The organism is Lacticaseibacillus jixiensis, assembly GCF_042847315.1.
Classification (GTDB): Bacteria; Bacillota; Bacilli; order Lactobacillales; family Lactobacillaceae; genus Lacticaseibacillus; species Lacticaseibacillus jixiensis.
Map to the genome: position 1 here is coordinate 25,129 of NZ_BAAFPR010000006.1, position 20,330 is coordinate 45,458.

Here is a 20,330-nt window from a genome sequence, read left to right on the forward strand (position 1 = left end):
GCCTCCTTATGCCTCATCAGCGCCGGTGGTTGGTGCCTCATCAGCAGGCGCTTTTGCGTCTTCAGCCGGGGCTTTAACATCGGCATCAGCTTCAGCGACATCAGACTCGGCGGCATCATCGGCTTCAACGGCAGTTTGATCAGCCACAGCGGCATCATCTTCGGCAAACTCATCGTCATCGACGAATTCAACTTCAGATTCCGGCTTGATGTCGATCTTGTAGCCGGTCAGCTTAGCCGCCAAGCGGGCATTCTGCCCTTTCTTACCGATGGCCAACGACAGCTGATAATCCGGCACGATCACCGTGCAGGAGCGGTCGTTGTCTTCGTCGTTAAATTGCACAGCGATGACTTGCGCCGGGTTCAAGGCGTTGGCGATGTAATCGACTGGATCTTCTTCGTATTGCACAACGTCCATGTTCTCGCCGGACAATTCGTTAACCACGGCTTGCACCCGCGCGCCTTTAGGCCCAACAGTAGTGCCGACTGGGTCGACGCTTGGGTTGTTGGAACGCACCGCGATCTTGGTGCGATCGCCAGCTTCGCGAGCGATGCCGGCAATTTCAACGACCCCGTCGAAAATTTCTGGCACTTCTTGTTCAAACAAGCGCTTGACCAAACCCGGGTTAGTTCGCGAAACGAAGACTTGCGGGCCCTTGGTGGCATTCTCCACCTTGGTGACGAAGACTTTGATGCGATCGTGGGCTTCGTAGTGTTCGTTAGGCATTTGATCTTGCTTGCCTAACACCGCTTCGATCTTGCCGAGGTTCACATAGATGAACTTGTTGTCGCGTCGTTCCACGACCCCGGTCATGATCTCTTCTTCATATTGTGAATATTCATCATAGACGATTGCGCGTTCGGCTTCGCGTACCCGTTGCATGATCACTTGCTTGGCGGTTTGCGCAGCGATCCGGCCGAAGTCTTTGGGTGTGACTTCAAAGCGGATCTCATCGCCGATTTCATATGCACGGTTGATGGCCAACGCATCTTTGAGACTCACTTCCAAGCGGGAATCGAAAACTTCTTCGGTGACTTCTTTGACTGCATAAACGTGAATGTCGCCGCGGTCTTTGTCAAAAGTCACTTCGACGTTTTGCGCTTGGTTATAGTTGCGCTTGTATGCACTGGCCAAGGCTTGTTCGAGCGCGTCGATGACGATCTCTTTCTTCACGCCTTTTTCTTGTTCTAAGGCGTCTAGTGCCTCAATCATTTCCTTAGACATGTTGATCTCCCTTTGATATCAAATTAAAACTCAATGGCTAAGCGCGCCTTGGCAATCGCTGCCCGCTCGAAGGTCTTGTCGAACTTGCGAGCTTTGTCTTTCAGCGTCAAAGTCAGTGTATCTTCGCTCAGTTCCTTGAGTGTGCCTTCGTAGACCTTCTTGTTGTCGACTTTGGCAAACAACGAGATGTGGATATATTCGCCCACGGCATTCTCGAAGTCGGCGGCAGTTTTCAACGGCCGTTCAGCACCCGGACTTGAAACTTCCAGAAAATACGCTTGCGGGATCGGATCAGGATCCATCGCGTCAAGCTTCTCAGATAGGCTCTCGGAAACGAGTACGCACTCGTTTAAGTTGATGCCTCCCGGCTTGTCGATATAGACCCGCAGATACCAGCTGCCACCTTCTTTGACAAACTCGATATCGCTGAGATAAAAGCCATTCGCGTCGAGGATCGGAGTAACGATCTGCGACACGGTTTCAACGACTGTACTCATGCTTCCCCCCCTTAATCAGTTTGAAGTTGTGTCGGCCATGAAAAAGAGTGAGCATCGCTGCTCACTCCCCGCCGACATCATAATTACTACTAATAATTTACCACATGAAAACGCAAGATGCAAGCCGTGTCTGGTGAAAACACTTGACAGCCGATTAGCACGGTAAATCATGGTTACCGGCATCAAACTTGGCTGCGTTTAGAACAATTCTTCAAACAGCGACAGTTGGTTCTCATCTGGCAAGGCATCCAACACATGGTTTTCAGTCATGTAATCGATCAACGTCTTGGAGACTTTGCCGCGGGTGGCCAGATCTTCTTTAGACAAGAATGGCTTTTCTTCCCGGGCGGAAACGATTTGTTTGGCCACGTTGTCGCCTAAGCCCGGCACTGCGCGAAACGGCGCCAACAGCGTGTGGTCGTCGACAATCAAGAAATCATGGGCGTCAGACTTGTTGATGTCCACCATTTGGATCTTGAAACCGCGCTCCAAGCATTCGTTGACCAACTCTAAGACGGTTTGCAAGTTCTTCTCTTTGGCTGAAGCATCCATGCCTTTGTCAGAAATTTCTTTCATCGCCGCTTTAACAGCGTCTTTGCCATGGCTCATCGCGGCTAAATCAAAGTCTTCAGCGCGCACTGAGAAGTATGAGGCGTAATACACCAGCGGAAAATAGACTTTGAACCAAGCGATCCGCAGCCCCATCAAGTCATACGCTGCCGCATGGGCTTTCGGGAACATGTATTTGATCTTCAAACACGAATCGATATACCAATCCGGCACATTCTCATTGGCCCGCATGGCTTCTTGCCATTCGTCTTTGATCCCGCGGCCTTTACGGACGAATTCCATGATGTTAAAGGCCATGGAATCATCCATCCCCCAGTGGATCAAATCCATCATGATGTTATCACGACAGCCGATCACTTCTTTGATGGTGACGACTTTGTTCTTGATCAATTCTTCGGCGTTGCCTAACCACACATCAGTCCCATGAGAAAGCCCTGAGATCTGCAGCAATTCAGAGAATTTCTTGGGATGCGTTTCTTCAAGCATGCCGCGCACAAAGCGGGTCCCAAATTCCGGCACACCAAGCGTGCCGGTCTTGGAATTGATCTGCTCAGGCGTTACCCCTAGCGCTTCCGTGCTGGAAAACAGCGACATCACGCCGGGATCATCCATGGGGATCGTCTTAGGTTCCACGCCGGACAGATCTTGCAGCATGCGGATCATCGTCGGATCATCATGGCCTAGGACATCCATCTTCAAAATGTTGTCGTGAATCGAGTGAAAATCAAAGTGGGTCGTTTTCCAAGCGGCATTCTGATCATCTGCTGGGTATTGGATCGGTGAGAAATCATAAATGTCCATGTTTTCCGGCACGATCAAGATCCCGGCAGGATGCTGGCCGGTGGTGCGTTTGACGCCGGTAGCGCCTTTGGCCAAACGATCGATTTCGGCCCCGCGCAACATTTGGCCGGTGTCGCGTTCGTAAGCTTTGACATAACCATAGGCAGTTTTATCCGCGACGGTGCCGATGGTCCCGGCCCGAAACGCATGGTCTTCCCCGAACAAAACTTTGATATAGTTATGCGCCACGGCTTGATAGTCGCCAGAGAAGTTCAAATCGATATCAGGCACCTTATCGCCTTTGAAGCCTAAGAAGGTTTCAAAGGGGATATCTTGGCCGTCTTTGACTAATTCCGTGCCGCACTTGGGACATTGTTTGTCCGGCAAGTCAAAGCCGGAACCATATTCGCCTTTGGTATAGAACTCAGAATATTGACACTTCGGGCAGCGATAATGCGGCGGCAGCGGGTTGATTTCAGTGATCCCAGACATGGTCGCCGCCAAACTTGAGCCCACAGAACCACGCGACCCAACCAAGTAACCGTCTTTGTTGGACTTCAATACCAATTGTTGGGCGATGTGATAAATCACCGCAAACCCGTTGCCGATGATGGATTTAAGTTCCTTCTTCAAGCGGGCATCGACGATTTCCGGCAGCGGATCGCCATATAACCGATGCGCCGTATCCATGACATCTTTGGTGAGGTTTTCTTTAACGCCGGGAATGTCTGGCGTGTACAGCGTGGTTTTAACTGGGGTGATCTCCCCATCGATCCAATCTGCCACCACATGGGTATTGTCTACCACCAGCGCATGTGCTTGATCTGCAGGCAGCCAAGAGAAGTCTTCCAGCATTTCTTGCGTTGAGCGAAAATGCACGTCAGGCAAGCTGTGGCGGTTCAAGGGGTTAGCCCCGCCTTGCGAATGGATCAAGATCTTGCGATAAATCGCATCAGTTGGATCCAAATAATGCGCGTCACCAGTCGCGACCACTGGCTTGTTTAAGCTGTGACCGATCTTGATGATGTTTGAAATGATGTCTTTGAGATGCGCATCGCTCTTGATCAGTTCCGCTTCTTTAAGCGGCAAGTAATTGGCCAGCGGCTGCACTTCTAAGTAGTCATAGAACTTGGCTTTCTCCAAGGCATCAGCGTAGCCTTTTTGCATCATCGCCGAGAAGACTTCCCCGCTGGCACACGCTGAACCCACCACCAGGCCTTCACGCATTTTCTGCAAGCGACTGCGCGGCACTCGCGGCATGCGGTAATACGTCTCAACGTTTGACATCGATACCAGCTTAAATAAGTTCTTCAAGCCGGCTTGGGTCTTGGCTAAGATGATCGCATGGCTGGGCCGGCTTTGCTGCCAAGCATTGCCGGCACCGACGCGAGAATTCAGCTTGTCTAAAGTGGTGATGTCGTACTGCTTGGCGGCTTCTTTCTCTAAGGCGTATAGCAAATAACCGGTGGCTTCAGAATCGGCATTGGCCCGGTGATGGTTCTCCAAGGAAATTTTGTAAGCCTTCGTCAAGGTGTCCAACTTGTGATTCTTGCGTTCCGGATGCAGCATGCGCGACAATTCCAAGGTATCAATGATCGGATTGGCGATCGCTTCTTCATCCAAGCGCCGATAGCCGGCGTTGATAAAGCCCACATCAAACGTCACGTTATGCCCGACCATGATCGTGCCTTCACAGAATTGACGGAATTCGTTGAGCACTTGGGCTTCGGATTTAGAACCGTGCACCATGTCATCGGTGATGTGCGTCAAGTTAATGGTGAATTCTGACAAGGGGAAACCAGGATCTAACAACTCTTCGAATTCATCGATGACCTTGCCGTCTTTCATCTTCACCGCCGCGATTTCGATGATTTTATCATAAACCGCCGACAAGCCGGTGGTTTCAATATCAAACACCACATATTCAGCGGCTGCCAAATCACGCGGCTCATCGGCGTTATAAGCCACCGGGGTGCCGTCATCGACTAAGTTGACTTCCACGCCGTAGATCATCTTGATGCCGGCTTTGCCAGCTGCGGTATGCGCTTCTGGATACGCCTGTAAGCCGGCATGATCTGTCACGGCAATGGCAGTGTGGCCCCAGTCTTTGGCCCGGTTGACATAATCAGTGATGCTGGTCATCCCATCCATCGTAGACATGTTGGTGTGCAAGTGTAATTCAATGCGCTTGTCCCCTTCAACGTTGTCTTGGGGCTTGGCATGCTTCACTTCTTGCATATCTTGGGCCATGACAGTGAGCTCGCGCGAGAAGTTGTCTTCTTGCACCGACCCGCGCACGCGCAGCCACATGCCTTGTTTGATCCGATCAAAAGTCGCTTCATCTTCGGCATTGTTGGAGAATTTCTTCACGATGAAACTTGAGGTGTAATCGGTGATCTTCACCATCAACAGCTTGCGCTTGGAGCGCAAAGCCCGGACCTCAACATCAAAAACATAGCCTTCAATGATCACTGAACGCTCTTCTTGCGTAATGGCCACCATTTGTTGAGGTTCGTCATTGGTTTTGATGCCGCGGCCTAATTGAACCGGACCGCTGCCGGCATTAGGGTCTTGGGCTTGGGCGGCTTGGCGCTGCTGCACCACTTCAGCGGCACGTTTGGCCATTTCGGCAGCTTCTTGGGCCTTCTGGGCTTTGAAGGCTTCGATTTGGGCATCAGCGGCGGCTTGATCAACGTCAGCATTGAGATGCAGCGTCGAGAAGCCCACGGCATGATAGGTGGCTTCAAGCTTGCCTAGGCCTTGGTTGATCAAGAACTGGCGCACCGGCTCATTCTCGGCGCTTAAGCTGACGCGCCCGTCATCTAAGCGCGGTTCTTGCTTGGCGCACAGTTCATAAACCAAGCTTGAGTCAATGCCGGCATGGGCCACCACATATGGCCAATAGCCGGCTAGCAAGGCTTGATCAAAACTCGGCGTCTCGGCGCGGATCGCCAAAGCCACCGCAGCAATGTCTTTAAACGCGGCTTGCAAATGTTGCTCAAACGGCGTAAACACCGCCACTGGCAAGATCTCATCAACGCCGATGGTGAAATCGTAGCGGCGGGATTTGGTATGCACCGCCACTTGTTCGACGGTGGCAGTTTGAAAACCTGCATAATTGGCGAGGTCATCAGGCAATTGAAGCTGCTCTAACAACTTCATAAACATTTCGTGTTTGGATAAAGCCAAAAAAACCGGGCTCCCTTCTTAGTCGCGGTACGCAACCGCAGTGATCATGATGCATCTAGCTTAACTGTTTTTCTAAGCTGCAACAAGTCCCAACCGCAGGGTGTGGGTGTCAGTATAACAAAGACCTGTGAAACCACTACCGGGTTTCACAGGTCTATCTGAATATCACAAAACGAGGATCAGTTCAATTGGTCTAATAAAATCGGCAAAGAATTCAGCAACTCGGCTTGCTTAACTTCAAGCGTTTCGCCGGATTTGCGTAATTTCAGTTCCACGATGCCATCGGCGGCTTTCTTGCCAACAGTGATACGCATTGGCACCCCGATCAAATCGGAATCTGCGAATTTGACCCCAGGGCGTTCGTTGCGATCATCAAGCAGCACGCTGTAGCCAGCGTCTTCAAGCTGGCTGGTAATCGCTTCTGCCAAGTCTTTCTGTTCGGCTTTCTTCATGTTGACCGGGATCACATGCACGTCAAACGGTGCGATGTTCTTCGGCCATACCAGCCCGTTGTCGTCGGCTTGTTGTTCCGCCACGGCACTAAGCAGCCGCGAAACCCCGATCCCATAAGAGCCCATAATGATCGGTTGGGCCCGGCCATTCTCGTCTAAGAAGTTAGCGCCCATGCTCTTGGAATAGCGGGTGCCAAGTTTGAAGATATGGCCGATTTCAATCCCGCGAGTGAAGTGCAACACACCTTGGCCGTCTGGCGAAACTTCGCCTTCTGTGACAAAGCGAATATCCGCATATTGGCTTGGTTCAAAGTCGCGGTCTAAGTTGACATTCTGCAAGTGCTTGCCTGCTTCGTTGGCCCCAGCCACTAAGTTGGTGCGGCCTTGCAAGGATAAGTCGGCGATCACTTGAACCTGTTCATCGACGCCGACTGGGCCGACGTTGCCCACGGCACAATGCAAGTATTCTTCAACTTGCGCTGGTGTGGCCATGTCTAAGAAGTCGGCGCCCAACAAGTTCTTGAGCTTGACGTCATTGACTTCATAATCGCCGCGCACCAAAGCCAACACTGGCTTCTCGTCGGCGATAAACAACACCGACTTGATCAATTGGCTGGCTTCAATGTTCAACAAACCAGCCACTTCATCGATGGTCTTAGCGTCGCCGGTGTCAATCGCAGCCATTGGTTGTGCTTCTTCATGGGAAGTTTGCGGCATGGTCATGCTGGTGGCCATTTCCAAGTTGGCTGCGTAATCGGAAGCGTCAGAATACACGATGGTGTCTTCGCCGATCGCGGCCACTGCAGAGAACTCCTTGGAGTCTTTGCCGCCCATCGCGCCGCCATCGCCGATGATGGTGCGGAAGTCTAAGCCCACCCGGTTGAAGATGTTGACATAGGCTTTCTCCATTTGTTTGTAAATGGCGTCTAAGTCGTCTTCGTTAGCCGTAAAGGAATACGCATCTTGCATGATAAATTCGCGTCCGCGCAACACGCCGTAACGCGGCCGATCTTCATCGCGGAATTTGTCTTGGATTTGGTACAACACCAAAGGCATCTTCTTGTAAGAATTCAGCGAATTCTTGACCATGTCGGTGAAGGTTTCTTCATGGGTAGGCCCTAAGATCATGGCGCGGTCATGGCGATTCTTGAACTTGTACAATTCAGGGCCATAAGTGGCGTAACGGCCGGATTCTTCCCACAGTTCTGCAGGAATGATCGCAGGCATGCGCATCTTAACGGCGTCGATTTTTTGCATTTCATCATCGATGATGGCATCGATGTTGTGCAAGACCCGTTCGGCCAGCGGCAGATAAGCATAAACGCCGGCAGACACCTGACGCACGAAGCCGGAACGCAACATCATTTTGTGGGACTTGGCAACGGCGTCAGCAGGAACTTCTTTAACCGTCGGGATAAACATTCGCGATTGTTTCATAACAGAATTTTGCCTCCAAAAGCAATAATTTACCAGCTAGAACTGGCGTAAGATATCGTTGATCGTCACGGCAACCAACAGCAAGACCATTAAACCGGCACCGATCATCGTCACGATGCCTTCTTTCTCCCGAGAAATCGGTTTGCGGCGCACGACTTCGATCAAGTTCAATAAGATCTTGCCGCCGTCTAACACTGGAATCGGGATCAGGTTCATGATGCCTAAATTCAAACTTAAATAACCCAAGAACACGATCAGCCCCAGCACACCATTAGCAGCGTAACTGGCGGTCATGGTGTAGATCCCCACCGGCCCGGCCAGCTTATTCAAGCTGAAGCCGCCGGTGACCATCGAGCCTAACACGCTGAAGATGCGCGTGGTCAGCGACCAAGTCTGGGTGAAGCCATAGGCGATCGCCGCAGTTGCTGAGCGGTCCATGTGCTGGGTAACGCCGATGACGCCTTTGTTAGTCGGCTTGATTGCCAAAGTGGCGGTTTTGCCAGCTTGCACCGCTTTGACCTGCAAGGTTTTGCCGTCAGCTTGTTGCACAGCTTGTTGCAAATCAGCAAAGCTTGAGATCTTGGTGCCGTTGATTTGTTGAATATGGGCATTGGCTTGTAAGCCGGCTTTAGCCGCTGGCGAACCGGCTTGTACCGCGCCGATTTGATTGGTATTGGCTACTGGCGCCCCGGCCATAAAGCCCACCACAATAAACGCCACAATCGCCAGAATAAAGTTGTTCAGCGGTCCGGCGAAATTCACCAACAAGCGGCGCCAGACACTGGCATTTTGAAATTGCACGTCACTGGGGGCGATGACGACTTCGGTGCCGTCTTCTTCGATGATGGTGGCATCGTGATCAACGTGCCAAGTCTTCAATTGGGTGTCATCGCCATATTCGTATCCTTGGATCATCAAGTCATCAACCAGATCAATATGATCCACTTGCACCGGCAGTCCGCCTTGCAAGGTCACCTTATTGGACGTGTTGATCCGCGTCACGATCCCGGCATCATTAAGCGTCAAGGTCAAAGTCGTACCAGGTTTGACTTCATCTTCTTCATCTTCTTCATCTTGCCAGCCAGCCATGCGCACATAGCCGCCTAAAGGCAACAAGCGCAAGGTGTAAGTGGTGTTGTTCTTGCGCGTTGCGATCAGCTTTGGCCCCATGCCGATGGAGAACTCACGCACCAGAATGCCTGAGCGTTTGGCAAAGAAGTAATGGCCGAATTCATGCACCAGCACCAAGATCACAAACACCACAATAAACGCGATGATCGTCGTCATTAAATCGCCTCCGTTTCCAAGTTAGATGATCCCAAATAAATGCAACATTGGAAACACCAGCAGCATGCTGTCGAAACGATCCAAAATGCCGCCATGCCCAGGCAAAATTTTGCCTGAATCTTTGACGCCATAGTAGCGCTTCAACGCCGATTCTACCAAATCGCCAAGTTGACCAACGACTGACAAGAACAAGGCGATCCCCATCATTGGCCAGAAACTGTAATACTGCGGGAAGAAATGCAAGTAAATCGCGGCAAAGATCAAGGCCACGATGTTGCCGCCAATGCTGCCTTCCCAAGTTTTGTTCGGCGAAATCGCCGGCCACAACTTGTGCTTGCCTAACTTGCGGCCCACCATGTAGGCCCCAGAATCCGTCAACCAGACGATCAGCATCGCAAACATCAACGTATCTAACCCTGCCCCATTACGCAAGGTGATCAGCGCGTGAAACCCGGTGCCGATATAAAACAAGCCCAAAGTCGACACCGCCACATCATCGAAGCTGGTGTGATTGCGCGTGGCGACAGTCACCAAAAGCAAGCACACCACCGCTAAGTAAATCAGATCCAAGCGGTTGATATGTTGCGGCAGCCACTTGAAGTAACTGTCTGGAAAAACTACCAACAAAGTGCCTAGTGCTGCAAACAAGAAGTCCGCAGACATCACGATGCGCTTGCGCATGATGAACAATTCGGAAATCGCCACAACGGCTAAGACGCTTGCCGCGATTTCCAGCCAAATGCCGCCTGCCGCCAAAATCGGGATAAAAATAATCAAGGCGACAACGGCTGTAATGACCCGTTGTTTCATATTCTGCTCGTCCTCCTATTTGGAAAGCCCGCCAAAGCGCCGATCACGACTTTGATAAGCCGCAATGGCGGCTTGCAAAGTCTGCGCGGTGAAATCGGGCCATAAAGTATCTGTGAACACCATTTCGCTATACGCCAATTGCCACAACAAGAAATTCGAGATCCGCTCTTCGCCGCTGGTGCGGATCAACAAGTCCGGATCAGCCAATTCGCCGAGGTTGGCCGTCATCAGATTCGAACTGATGGTAGTCGCATCGATTTCAGCCGGATCCAAGGCGCCAACTTGCACCTGCCGCGCGATTTGTTGCGTGGCTTGGACCAGCTCATCGCGCCCGCCATAATTTAACGCGAAGTTTAAGATCAAACCGGTATTGTGCTTGGTATCTTCAATCGCGTCGTGCACCGCTTTTTGGGTGGGCTTAGGCAATGCATCAATGCCGCCCATGACGCGGACTTGGACGTTTTCTTTGATCAATTCAGGCACAAAGGTCCCGAAGAAATCAACTGGCAGCTTCATTAAATAGCTGACTTCGCCTTGGGGTCGCTTCCAGTTCTCAGTTGAGAATGCATACAAAGTCAACACCTTGACGCCTAAGTGACTGGCGGCGATGGTGATGGTCTTAACCACTTCCATGCCTTGCTTGTGCCCGGCGATGCGCGGCAACATGCGCTTCTTCGCCCAGCGCCCATTGCCATCCATGATGATCGCAACGTGCTGTGGGATCCGCGTTGGGTCCAGTGGCGTGTTCAAATTAGCCAAATGGATGCCTCCTTCTGATTTGGCGTGAGCCATTCTTAATGATTGTAGCAGAAAACGCCACGCGGGTGTAGGTGCGCGACACGATTACAGCCATAAGAATCCGATAATGTCACCGAATTTCTTGTCTGGTGCGTTGATCAAAGGCCAAGCCGCACAACAAAAGGCCCACCAGCCAATTGGCGGTGGGCCTGATGCGCAAGTTAGCCTGCAGTGATTTCTTGTTCTTTGTCCGCTGCGATTTGATCGATGCCTTTGGTGGCATCATCAGTGATCTTTTGGACGTCTTTTTCGAAACGATGCAAGTCGTCTTCGGTGATCTCACTGGCTTTTTCTTGCTTTTTGAGCTTATCCAAAGCTTCGCGGCGAATATTGCGCACGGCGATTTTCGCTTCTTCGGCGTACTTGCCGACTTCTTTGGCCAGCTCTTGGCGGCGTTCCCCAGTCAGTTGCGGGATCACCAAACGGATCGCAGAGCCGTCGTTGGCTGGGTTGATGCCCAGATCCGACATGTTGATGGCTGCTTCGATTTCTTTAAGCACCGACTTGTCATAAGGTGTGACCATCAACACCCGCGGTTCTGGGGTCGTGATGGCAGCCATTTGGTTCAGCGGTGTTTGCACGCCATAATATTCGACTTCGATGCGGTTAAGCAAGCCGGCATTGGCACGGCCGGCGCGGATGCCGCCGAGTTCGCGTGACAATGCTTCTTGTGACTTGGCCATGTTGGCCTTTGCCGCAGTAATAATTTCGTTAGCCAAGATTACTTTCCTCCTCGAATCGTGGTGCCGATGTTCTCGCCTTCAACGACGCGCTTGATGTTGTCGGGTTCGTTCAAGTTGAAAACCACCAGCGGAATATCATTATCCATCGACAAGGTGCTGGCGGTGGAATCCATCACGTTCAAGCCCTTGTTGATGATGTCTAAGTGGGTCAGGGAATCAAACTTCGTGGCGGTGTCGACTTTGTTCGGATCGGCATCATAAACGCCATCGACACCATTCTTAGCCATCAAGATCACATCGGCGTTGATTTCAGCAGCGCGCAATGCAGCAGTGGTATCAGTGGAGAAGTACGGGTTGCCTGTGCCGCCAGCGAAAATCACCACGCGGCCTTTCTCCAAGTGGCGCACGGCTTTGCGGCGAATGTATGGTTCGGCGATTTGGCGCATTTCAATGGAAGTCTGCACCCGCGTTGGCACCCCTAAGTTCTCCAGGCTGTCTTGCAAAGCCAAGCCGTTCATCACCGTGGCCAACATCCCCATGTAATCAGCTTGCGCGCGTTCCATGCCCATTTCAGCACCGGTTTCGCCGCGCCAGATGTTGCCGCCGCCGCAAACGATGGCGATTTGCACGCCTAAATCGTGCACTGCTTTGATTTCAGCGGCGATGTCGCCGATCACTGGCGGCTTGATGCCAAAGCCTGCCTTGCCGGCGAGCGCTTCCCCGCTCACTTTGAGCACGATACGTTTATATTTAACCATTGTCACGATTCCCTTCGTATTTACTAGTAACAGTTTACCATAATCCCTGCATCACAGCACAGGAATTCACCGCAAGCCCAGTGTCTGCTTCACCAGCAGATCCACTTCTTCATTCAAGGCGATCGGATGGGTTTGATCATGTGAGTGTACTTTGACAAAATGAATCGCCAATTGTGCATCATGGGCCTTGATGAATTGCTGATATTGCTTGGCCACTGGGGCATTGGCGCGCCATGAGCCATGGCCCCATTCATGCACGCCTAAATAATCTGCGTAGATCCAAATGGCCGTTTTGCCATGGGCCAAGGCCCAAGTAATGGCCTGTTCAACTGCGGTGACTTCGCCTTGGACTTGATGGGTATCAGCGCCGGCTGGAGCATCAATGGCTTTGGCCAAATGCAGCTCGCCTGCAGTCGTGATCAAGACCACGCCATAAGCATATTGGGCGGTGGCCTTATTGTAGGAGCCATCGGTAAAGGCGATCACTTCGTCAGGCGCCAAGCGCGCGATATGGGCATTAATAGCAGCATCTGAATCAACGACAGTATACCCAGTGGTTTTGTGTGCTGCTTTAGCCGCTGATGCAGGCTGTTGGCCTTGCATGAACGCTTCTGCTTCGGCTTTGGTGGCAAAGCCGGCATATTGGGCGCCAGAAAAGCCTGACACCTGCGGCTGAGCCTGCGCCCAAGTCGGATAGATCCCAGGCTGCTTGCCTTTGCGCACTGCATAATAATTCTTCTTCGCCATTGTTTACCATCCTTTGCCTTGCCGCAAAAAAAGCGCCGCAGCTGCGGCGCTTTCATGTCAAGTTGCTTACTTGATTTGGCCCATGACTTCATCAACGAAGTCGTTGGCTTTCTTCTCGATGCCTTCGCCGACTTCAAAACGCACGAAGCCTTTAACGGAAGCATCAACGCTCTTAGCGTATTCAGCAACGGTCTTATCAGAATCCTTAACGAATTCTTGGTCAACCAATGAAATCTCAGACAACCACTTGTTAACGCGGCCTTCCACGATGCGCGGCACGATCTTTTCTGGCTTGCCTTCTGCCTTAGTTTCTTCGGTGAAGATGTCAGTTTCGTGTTGCAATTCGTCAGCTGGCACTTGGGTACGATCCAAGTACTTCGGGTTGATGGCCGCCACGTGCATCGCGATGTCGCGGGCTGCTTCATCAGTGCCGCCTTCAAGCGTCACCAAAGCGGCGATTTGGCCGCCGTTATGCAAGTAGGCACCGAAGTGGTCGCCGTCGTTCTTCTCAACGATCGCAAAGCGGCGGAAGGAGATCTTCTCACCGATGACGGCAGTCAAAGCCTTGGCTGCGTTGTCGATGGATTGACCATCTAAGTCTAAAGCCAAAGCGGCTGCTTGGTCAGCAGGCTTGTTGGCCGCAACGGTTTTCGCCACGCCAGTCACAAAGTTCTTGAACTTGTCGTTAGAAGCCACGAAGTCAGTTTCGGCGTTAACTTCCACCACAGCAGCGACGTTGCCGTCAATGGCGATTTCAGCCAAACCTTCAGCAGCAATGTTGCCAGCCTTCTTAGCAGCCTTAGCCAGGCCTTTTTCACGTAAAACGTCGATAGCCTTGTCCATGTCGCCATCAGCGGCAACCAAAGCCTTCTTGGCGTCCATCATGCCGACTTGCGTGCGATCGCGCAATTCCTTCACTTGAGCAGCGGTAATAGCCATTGTTAATGATCCTCCTTGGGGATGTCTAAATTGAGAAAAAGCCGCCTGCAGATCTTGCAGTAGCGAGAACGACAGACGGCTTCAATTCGTGATTACTTGTTGTCGCCTTCAACGGCTTCAACGATGTCTTCAATAGAATCAACAGGTGCATTCTCAGCTTGTTGTTCTGGGGCATCTTCTTGATCTTCACCTTGGTTGCCTTCGATAACGGCATCAGCCATCTTGGCAGTGATCAGGCGAACGGCACGGATCGCATCATCGTTAGATGGGATGATGACATCGATGTCGTCTGGGTCAGTGTTAGTATCAACCATGGCCACGATCGGGATGTTGAGTTTCTGGGCTTCAGAAACGGCGATCTTTTCCTTGCGAGGGTCAACAATGAAGATCACATCTGGGATGCGAGGCATGTCTTCGATCCCGCCAAGGAACTTGGTGAGCTTTTCTTCTTGCTTCTTGAGTAAGGAAACTTCCTTCTTAGGCAGCTTTTCGAAAGTGCCGTCAGTGGCCATCTTCTTGATGTCCTTGAGGCGCTTGATCCGCGTTTGGATGGTGTTCCAGTTAGTCAAAGTCCCACCAAGCCAACGATGGTTGACGTAGTATTGGCCGGCACGCGTTGCTTCTTCAGCAATCGCGTCTTGGGCTTGCTTCTTAGTCCCAACGAATAAGAAAATGCCGCCTTGCGCAGCTTCATCTTTAACGAAGTTGTAAGCGTCGTCGATCATCTTAACCGTCTTTTGCAAATCGATGATGTAGATACCGTTGCGTTCCGTGAAGATGAATGGCTTCATCTTAGGGTTCCAACGACGGGTTTGGTGACCGAAATGGACACCGGCTTCAAGCAGTTGCTTCATGCTTAATACAGACATAATAGTCCTCCATAAGGTTTTTTTCCTCTTGTGGCGTCATCTCTTAGCCAGACTCTCGCGAGCACCCGGACCAAGATCGACCACAATGTGGTTTGTGTTTATCACACTCGAAAAATTATACGCTATGCCTGCCGCTTTGACAAGTCTTGCCAAGTAATTTTGTGCGCGGTTAAGAATTGCTCTTTGGCTTGGCGGCTTTGATGCTTGAAGTGCCACTCTGCTGACAGCGCATCGTGTTTGGTGGCAAAGCCTTCGCTATACAACAACCGCACCGGCAAGCGGCGCTTGGTGTACTTGGCGCCGCGCCCGGCATTATGCGTTGCCACGCGGGCTTTGACATCATTGGTGAAGCCGCCATAGAAAGTGCCATCTGCACACAATAATATATAGAAGAAATAATTCTGATCACTTGCCATATAACGCCGCCTGCACTGCTTGAGAATATTGACCGTTCGCATCATAAACCACCAATGGCGGCAGAATGCGAATGCCGTCTGGTTTGCCTGAGCGGATCGCTTCGATCAACACCATATTGGCTTCGCGATCGGCCTTGGGATGAATGAAGCGCAAGCGCTTTGGCGCTAGCCCCGCTTGCATCAAGGTATGCAACAATTCTTCAAGGCGCTCGGGACGATGGACAAAGAACGCTTTGCCTTGATACTTCAGCAAGCCTGCCGCAGTTTCGGCGACGATTTGAAAGTTTGTGGTCAATTCATGCCGGGCCAAGGCCAAATGGTCATTGGGATTGGTGACGTGGCCGCTGGCAACTTTGAAATACGGCGGATTGCACGTCACCACATCCACTGAATCTTTGGCCACCACAGTCGCGGCATCTTTCAAATCAAGCTGGTGCACGTCCACATTCGTGAAGCCGTTTAAGGCCACGGAACGTTGGGCCATGTCGGCTAGGCGCGCTTGCAACTCGATCAACGTCACTTGGTTGCTGGTGCGCTTGGCCACAAACAACCCCACTGCCCCATTACCAGCCGCCAGATCCACCACGCGGCTGCGCGGTTTGATTTCAGCAAAGTCAGCCAGCAATACCGCATCCAGCGAGAACGCAAAAACTGATTTGGATTGGATGATCTTAACGCCTGCAGCTTGAAGCTGGTCAATGCGTTCATCAGGAAGCAATGTCATGGGAGAAGTCCTTTCGTGACGCCAAGTTAAATGCATCTTCTAGTATACCCAAGCAGCCAACTGCACTCAACTTTTCTAAATGCCAGCAAAATTCATTCGGCCTCTTGCATTTTGCGATGAAGGCGTTATACTTACTTTTAATAAGTAATGGAGGATGAATGATGACATATCAATTTGGGTTAAACACATTTGGTGACATTGGCAAATTCGATGACGGCACACCGATGACTGCAGGCCAAACCCTGCAACAAGTGGTGAAAGAAGCACAACTGGCAGATCGCTTAGGCATTGATTTGATTGCTTTAGGTGAACACCACCGCAGCGAGTTCGCCATTTCCAGTCCAGAAGTGGTGCTTGGCGCCATGGCCGCCACCACCAAACACATCAAGTTAGGCACGGCAGTCACCGTGCTGTCGTCTGATGATCCAGTGCGGGTGCGCGAGCGCTTCGCCACGCTTTACGGCTTGGCTGACGGGCGCGTTGAGATCATGTTAGGGCGCGGCTCTTTTACCGAATCCTATCCCTTGTTTGGCTTTGATTTGGAGAATTATAACGAATTGTTTGAAGAGAAGATCAAGCTATGGCAGAAGCTGCAAGCCAACCAGTCTTTCAGCTGGTCGGGCCACTTCACCCAATCCTTGACCGACACCACGGTTTATCCGCAGCTGGCAGCCGGCGCAACCATTCCAACGACCTTGGCCGTGGGCGGCTCGCCGGAATCGATCATTCGCGCGGTATATTATGATCTGCCGGTGGTGATCGCCATCATCGGCGGCGAGCCTACCCGCTTCTTGCCTTATGTCGAATTATACCAACAAGCCAGTGCCAAAATGGGCAAAGCGCCGCTGCCGCTGGGGATGCACGCGCATGGCATCATCTTAGAAGATGCCGCCGAAGCTAAGCGCGTGGGTTGGCAATACATCAAAGAGGAAATGGATCGCATCGGCATCGATCGCGGCTGGGCGCCAATGACTAAAGACCGCTTCGAATTTGAAATCGACGCCGGCGCTTATTATGTCGGCACCCCAGAACAAGTGGCGCAGAAAATCGCCAAGAACATGCGCGCCTTGAAGATGTCACGCTTTGATTTGGTGTACGGCACCGGCGGTCAACTGGTGCACCAGCGGGAACAAACCATTACCAATTACGCCACTAAAGTGATTCCGCGGGTACGCGAATTGTTAGGCGGTGAATAAGATGGTTGAAACCATTGGCATCTTAGGCGCCGGCAAACTAGGCACCACCTTAGCCAGACTCGCGGTGCACGCCGATTATCCGGTATTGATTGCATCGCGCAAGTCTGTGGCAGAACTGCGCTGGATCATTGACACCTTAGCCCCTGGCGCCACCACCGTCGACGCCACAACTTTATTCAACCAAGCCGACGTGGTGATCTTGGCGATTCCATTGACCCAAGTGCAACGCCTAGACCCGGCGGCTTTAGCCGGCAAGCTGGTACTTGATGCCACCAACTTCTGGCCTGAAGTCGACGGCACGATGAATCGCATCTCCAGCCTCACCTACTCCAGCGCCGAAGCCACCCAAGCGCACTTGACTGACAGTCTGGTGGCCAAAGCCTTCAACCACATGGGCTATCATGACTTGGAAATCGAAGTTGAGCGGCACCCGCAAGTGCCGCGGGCCATGGCTTATGCCACCGATCACGACCAGATCCGCAAACCAGTTGCTGCGCTCATCCAACGCTTCGGCTTTGCGCCATACGATTTGGGACCTTTAGCCGCAGGAATCTGGTTGGAACCTGGCAGTCCGTTGTTTGGCGCGGCGCTGCCTACTGCTGACTTTGCTGCGCTTTATCAAACGATCCGCCAGTCGCCTTATGGCCTGCGGGTTGCCGCCGCTCGTCAAGCTTCATCTGTCACGCATTGAACAAACCGGCCGCCTTTGTCCCTGCAATGGGGATGCAGACGGCCGGTTATTTTGACGGTTGCAGAACTAAACAGCTCAGCAAGCGCTTTTATGATGAGAATATTATGAGGAAGCGGCGCGGTTAACGCTGGTGATTCGCGCCATAAAATAGTAAATGGTATAATAATACAGATTTTAAGCCTCGAAGGGAGCATCGCTATGTTCTACTCTTTCATTCGTGTTGTTGCGCGAATTGCGCTATTTCTGGTTAACGGTAATGCCCATTATGAAAACAAAGACGTCTTGCCTAATGGGCCCTATGTTCTCGTCGGCCCGCATCGGACCTGGTGGGATCCGATTTACTTTGCCGTGGCCGCAGCACCGCAGAAATTTGGCTTCATGGCCAAGCGAGAACTTTTTCATAACCCGATCTTGCGCTTCATCTTGACGCATGCTAACGCCTTTGGTGTGGATCGCGCCAATCCAGGTCCTAGTGTGATCAAAACCCCAGTGCGCATGATCAAAAACCAGCAGTTGGGGATCATCATTTTTCCTTCTGGCACGCGTTACTCCACCGAGTTAAAAGGCGGCGCGGCCTTGATCGCGAAGCTGGCGAAAGTTCCGATCGTGCCGGCAGTGTATCAAGGCCCAGTGAAGTTCTCCAAGCTCTTGGCCCGCAAGCGGGTGACCATTCGCTTCGGCACGCCAATCGAGGTGCCAGCCGGCCGCTTGACTGACGAGCGCACCAAAGCGTTAGGCGAAACGATGCAAGCGGCCTTTGATCAGCTGGACAAAGAAATCGATCCGAATTTCGTGTATGTTCCTGATCAGAAGAAATACCTTGAAGAGAAAGAATCTGGCAAGCTTAAATAGAAAGAAGTCACCCGATCATGAATTTATGGCAGCGCCTGACGGCTAAACCTGACCTTGCACAAACCTTGCACGCCGATCATCAACTGGCGCGTACCCTCACCACCCGTGATTTGATCGCCTTGGGCATCGGCGCGGTGATCGGCACCGGGATCTTCATCCTGCCTGGTACCGTCGCAGCCACCACTGCCGGCCCGGCAATCACTTTATCCTTTATCTTAGCCGCAGTTGTGTGCAGTTTGGCGGCAATGTGTTACGCCGAATTCGCCTCGGCGCTGCCGGTAGCCGGCTCCGCCTACGCCTATGGCAATATCGTCTTTGGTCAAATTTTCGGCTGGATCATCGGCTGGGCTTTGATTTTGGAATATATGTTAGCGGTGGCCGCTGTATCGACCAGCTTTGCGGCGTATTTTCAAAGTTTCATTGCCGGCTTTGGTTTACGTATTCCTCAAGCGATCACCGGAGCTTTTGATCCGGCGCATGGCACCTACTTCAACTTGATCGCCGTAGTGGTGGTGTTGCTGATCGGCGTGCTGTTGTCGCGCGGCATGCGCACCTCAATGGCCGTCAACCGCATCATGGTGGTGATCAAATTAGGCATCATCTTGTTGTTTATTGCCGTGGGCGTCTTCTATGTTAAACCCACCAATTGGCATCCGTATTTGCCTTTTGGCACCAAAGGCATCCTGGCTGGTGCATCAACGGTGTTTTTTGCTTATTTAGGCTTTGACGCGGTGTCGGCTTCAGCACCAGAAGTCAAGCGGCCGCAGAAGACCTTGCCGCGCGGGATCATCGGCACGCTGATCATTGCCACGATCTTATATGTCGCAGTGGCCATCGTGTTAACCGGGATCGTGCGCTACACCAAACTTGACGTTGCCGATCCGGTGTCTTTTGCCTTGAATGCCATCCATCAGCCCAAGCTTTCCGGCATCATCGCCTTAGGGGCGTTGGCGGGAATGTTTACCATGATGGTCACGATGATTTATTCGTCATCACGCCTGGTTTACGCCATCGGCCGTGATCACTTGCTGCCGCGCTGGTTTGGCAAAATCACCAATCAATTGCCGCTTAACGCCTTGTGGACGGTAACCTTGATTATTGCCGTGATGGGCGGGTTCGTGCCTTTGACGCAACTGGTGAACTTGGTCAATATCGGGACTTTGATCGCCTTTGCCTTCGTGTCCATTGGCATTATCCCTTTGCGCAAACATGAATTGATCAACAACGACGGCTTTAAGGTGCCAGGCTATCCGGTGATCCCAGTGATCAGTTTCTTGTTTTGCCTGCTGTTGATGAGTCAGCTGTCAGCCGAAACTTGGCTCATGAGCTTGATCTGGTTTGCCTTTGGGATGGTGGTATACTTCGCTTATGGCTTCCGCCACGCCAAAATCCATTAAACCAATCAAAAACG

General features: G+C 51.9%; 18 protein-coding genes. 4 read left to right on the top strand and 14 right to left on the bottom strand.

The features are described from left to right. Window positions 1-6 precede the first annotated feature (6 nt). The 14 genes from nusA to ACGG90_RS05290 form a co-directional block, all read right to left on the bottom strand. Window positions 7-1,224 (bottom strand): transcription termination factor NusA, encoded by a 1,218-nt coding sequence (gene nusA, locus ACGG90_RS05225; RefSeq protein WP_390406704.1) that lies wholly within the window; start codon window positions 1,222-1,224, stop codon window positions 7-9. Between the two features lie 23 nt (window positions 1,225-1,247). After that, window positions 1,248-1,721: a ribosome maturation factor RimP gene (rimP, locus tag ACGG90_RS05230; RefSeq protein ID WP_390406706.1), complete on the bottom strand. Its 474-nt coding sequence runs from the start codon at window positions 1,719-1,721 to the stop codon at window positions 1,248-1,250. A 198-nt stretch (window positions 1,722-1,919) separates the two neighbouring features. Beyond that, the gene (locus tag ACGG90_RS05235) at window positions 1,920-6,260 is read right to left on the bottom strand and encodes a PolC-type DNA polymerase III (RefSeq protein ID WP_390406709.1); all 4,341 of its coding nucleotides are present in this window, start codon (window positions 6,258-6,260) and stop codon (window positions 1,920-1,922) included. A 179-nt stretch (window positions 6,261-6,439) separates the two neighbouring features. Beyond that, window positions 6,440-8,149 carry a proline--tRNA ligase gene (locus tag ACGG90_RS05240; protein ID WP_390406712.1) on the bottom strand — a complete coding sequence of 570 codons (1,710 nt, stop codon included), beginning with the start codon at window positions 8,147-8,149 and terminating at the stop codon, window positions 6,440-6,442. A 36-nt stretch (window positions 8,150-8,185) separates the two neighbouring features. Beyond that, window positions 8,186-9,436, bottom strand: a complete 1,251-nt coding sequence (rseP, locus tag ACGG90_RS05245; RefSeq protein WP_390406714.1) for an RIP metalloprotease RseP — start codon at window positions 9,434-9,436, stop codon at window positions 8,186-8,188. A gap of 21 nt (window positions 9,437-9,457) precedes the next feature. Beyond that, entirely contained in the window at window positions 9,458-10,246 is a 789-nt protein-coding gene (locus tag ACGG90_RS05250; RefSeq protein WP_390406717.1) for a phosphatidate cytidylyltransferase, read from the bottom strand. A gap of 15 nt (window positions 10,247-10,261) precedes the next feature. Further along, the gene (locus ACGG90_RS05255; protein ID WP_390406719.1) at window positions 10,262-11,005 is read right to left on the bottom strand and encodes an isoprenyl transferase; all 744 of its coding nucleotides are present in this window, start codon (window positions 11,003-11,005) and stop codon (window positions 10,262-10,264) included. Window positions 11,006-11,205: 200 nt separating this feature from the next. Next, window positions 11,206-11,763, bottom strand: coding sequence for a ribosome recycling factor (gene frr, locus ACGG90_RS05260; protein WP_390406722.1), 558 nt, complete (start codon window positions 11,761-11,763; stop codon window positions 11,206-11,208). 2 nt (window positions 11,764-11,765) lie between these two features. Then, window positions 11,766-12,485, bottom strand: coding sequence for a UMP kinase (gene pyrH / locus ACGG90_RS05265; RefSeq protein ID WP_390406725.1), 720 nt, complete (start codon window positions 12,483-12,485; stop codon window positions 11,766-11,768). Between the two features lie 66 nt (window positions 12,486-12,551). Continuing rightward, the gene (locus tag ACGG90_RS05270; protein ID WP_390406728.1) at window positions 12,552-13,232 is read right to left on the bottom strand and encodes a ribonuclease H1 domain-containing protein; all 681 of its coding nucleotides are present in this window, start codon (window positions 13,230-13,232) and stop codon (window positions 12,552-12,554) included. A 66-nt stretch (window positions 13,233-13,298) separates the two neighbouring features. Beyond that, window positions 13,299-14,171 (bottom strand): translation elongation factor Ts, encoded by an 873-nt coding sequence (gene tsf / locus ACGG90_RS05275; RefSeq protein WP_390406731.1) that lies wholly within the window; start codon window positions 14,169-14,171, stop codon window positions 13,299-13,301. A gap of 92 nt (window positions 14,172-14,263) precedes the next feature. After that, the gene (gene rpsB, locus ACGG90_RS05280) at window positions 14,264-15,040 is read right to left on the bottom strand and encodes a 30S ribosomal protein S2 (RefSeq protein ID WP_390406734.1); all 777 of its coding nucleotides are present in this window, start codon (window positions 15,038-15,040) and stop codon (window positions 14,264-14,266) included. Window positions 15,041-15,162: 122 nt separating this feature from the next. Beyond that, window positions 15,163-15,456 (bottom strand): GIY-YIG nuclease family protein, encoded by a 294-nt coding sequence (locus ACGG90_RS05285; RefSeq protein WP_390406737.1) that lies wholly within the window; start codon window positions 15,454-15,456, stop codon window positions 15,163-15,165. After that, window positions 15,446-16,180, bottom strand: a complete 735-nt coding sequence (locus ACGG90_RS05290) for a tRNA1(Val) (adenine(37)-N6)-methyltransferase (protein WP_390406739.1) — start codon at window positions 16,178-16,180, stop codon at window positions 15,446-15,448. Before ACGG90_RS05290 ends, ACGG90_RS05285 begins: the two co-directional genes overlap by 11 nt. Window positions 16,181-16,338: 158 nt before the next feature. Between ACGG90_RS05290 and ACGG90_RS05295 the strand changes: the two genes are divergently transcribed. The 4 genes from ACGG90_RS05295 (at window position 16,339) to ACGG90_RS05310 (ending at window position 20,316) form a co-directional block, all read left to right on the top strand. Beyond that, window positions 16,339-17,376, top strand: coding sequence for an LLM class flavin-dependent oxidoreductase (locus ACGG90_RS05295; protein WP_390406742.1), 1,038 nt, complete (start codon window positions 16,339-16,341; stop codon window positions 17,374-17,376). A gap of 1 nt (window position 17,377) precedes the next feature. Next, window positions 17,378-18,067, top strand: a complete 690-nt coding sequence (locus tag ACGG90_RS05300; RefSeq protein WP_390406744.1) for an NADPH-dependent F420 reductase — start codon at window positions 17,378-17,380, stop codon at window positions 18,065-18,067. A 198-nt stretch (window positions 18,068-18,265) separates the two neighbouring features. Beyond that, the gene (locus tag ACGG90_RS05305) at window positions 18,266-18,919 is read left to right on the top strand and encodes a lysophospholipid acyltransferase family protein (protein ID WP_390406747.1); all 654 of its coding nucleotides are present in this window, start codon (window positions 18,266-18,268) and stop codon (window positions 18,917-18,919) included. Window positions 18,920-18,936: 17 nt separating this feature from the next. Continuing rightward, on the top strand, window positions 18,937-20,316 hold the full coding sequence (locus ACGG90_RS05310) for an APC family permease (protein ID WP_390406750.1): 1,380 nt from the start codon (window positions 18,937-18,939) through the stop codon (window positions 20,314-20,316). Window positions 20,317-20,330 lie beyond the last annotated feature (14 nt).

Excerpts from the sequence above, each read along its gene's own strand:
- nusA (WP_390406704.1), bottom strand. The coding sequence starts at position 1,224 with ATGTCTAAGGAAATGATTGAGGCACTAGACGCCTTAGAACAAGAAAAA.
- rimP (WP_390406706.1), bottom strand. The coding sequence starts at position 1,721 with ATGAGTACAGTCGTTGAAACCGTGTCGCAGATCGTTACTCCGATCCTC.
- ACGG90_RS05240 (WP_390406712.1), bottom strand. The coding sequence starts at position 8,149 with ATGAAACAATCGCGAATGTTTATCCCGACGGTTAAAGAAGTTCCTGCT.
- rseP (WP_390406714.1), bottom strand. The coding sequence starts at position 9,436 with ATGACGACGATCATCGCGTTTATTGTGGTGTTTGTGATCTTGGTGCTG.
- ACGG90_RS05250 (WP_390406717.1), bottom strand. The coding sequence starts at position 10,246 with ATGAAACAACGGGTCATTACAGCCGTTGTCGCCTTGATTATTTTTATC.
- pyrH (WP_390406725.1), bottom strand. The coding sequence starts at position 12,485 with ATGGTTAAATATAAACGTATCGTGCTCAAAGTGAGCGGGGAAGCGCTC.
- ACGG90_RS05270 (WP_390406728.1), bottom strand. The coding sequence starts at position 13,232 with ATGGCGAAGAAGAATTATTATGCAGTGCGCAAAGGCAAGCAGCCTGGG.
- tsf (WP_390406731.1), bottom strand. The coding sequence starts at position 14,171 with ATGGCTATTACCGCTGCTCAAGTGAAGGAATTGCGCGATCGCACGCAA.
- rpsB (WP_390406734.1), bottom strand. The coding sequence starts at position 15,040 with ATGTCTGTATTAAGCATGAAGCAACTGCTTGAAGCCGGTGTCCATTTC.
- ACGG90_RS05285 (WP_390406737.1), bottom strand. The coding sequence starts at position 15,456 with ATGGCAAGTGATCAGAATTATTTCTTCTATATATTATTGTGTGCAGAT.
- ACGG90_RS05290 (WP_390406739.1), bottom strand. The coding sequence starts at position 16,180 with ATGACATTGCTTCCTGATGAACGCATTGACCAGCTTCAAGCTGCAGGC.
- ACGG90_RS05295 (WP_390406742.1), top strand. The coding sequence starts at position 16,339 with ATGATGACATATCAATTTGGGTTAAACACATTTGGTGACATTGGCAAA.
- ACGG90_RS05300 (WP_390406744.1), top strand. The coding sequence starts at position 17,378 with ATGGTTGAAACCATTGGCATCTTAGGCGCCGGCAAACTAGGCACCACC.
- ACGG90_RS05305 (WP_390406747.1), top strand. The coding sequence starts at position 18,266 with ATGTTCTACTCTTTCATTCGTGTTGTTGCGCGAATTGCGCTATTTCTG.
- ACGG90_RS05310 (WP_390406750.1), top strand. The coding sequence starts at position 18,937 with ATGAATTTATGGCAGCGCCTGACGGCTAAACCTGACCTTGCACAAACC.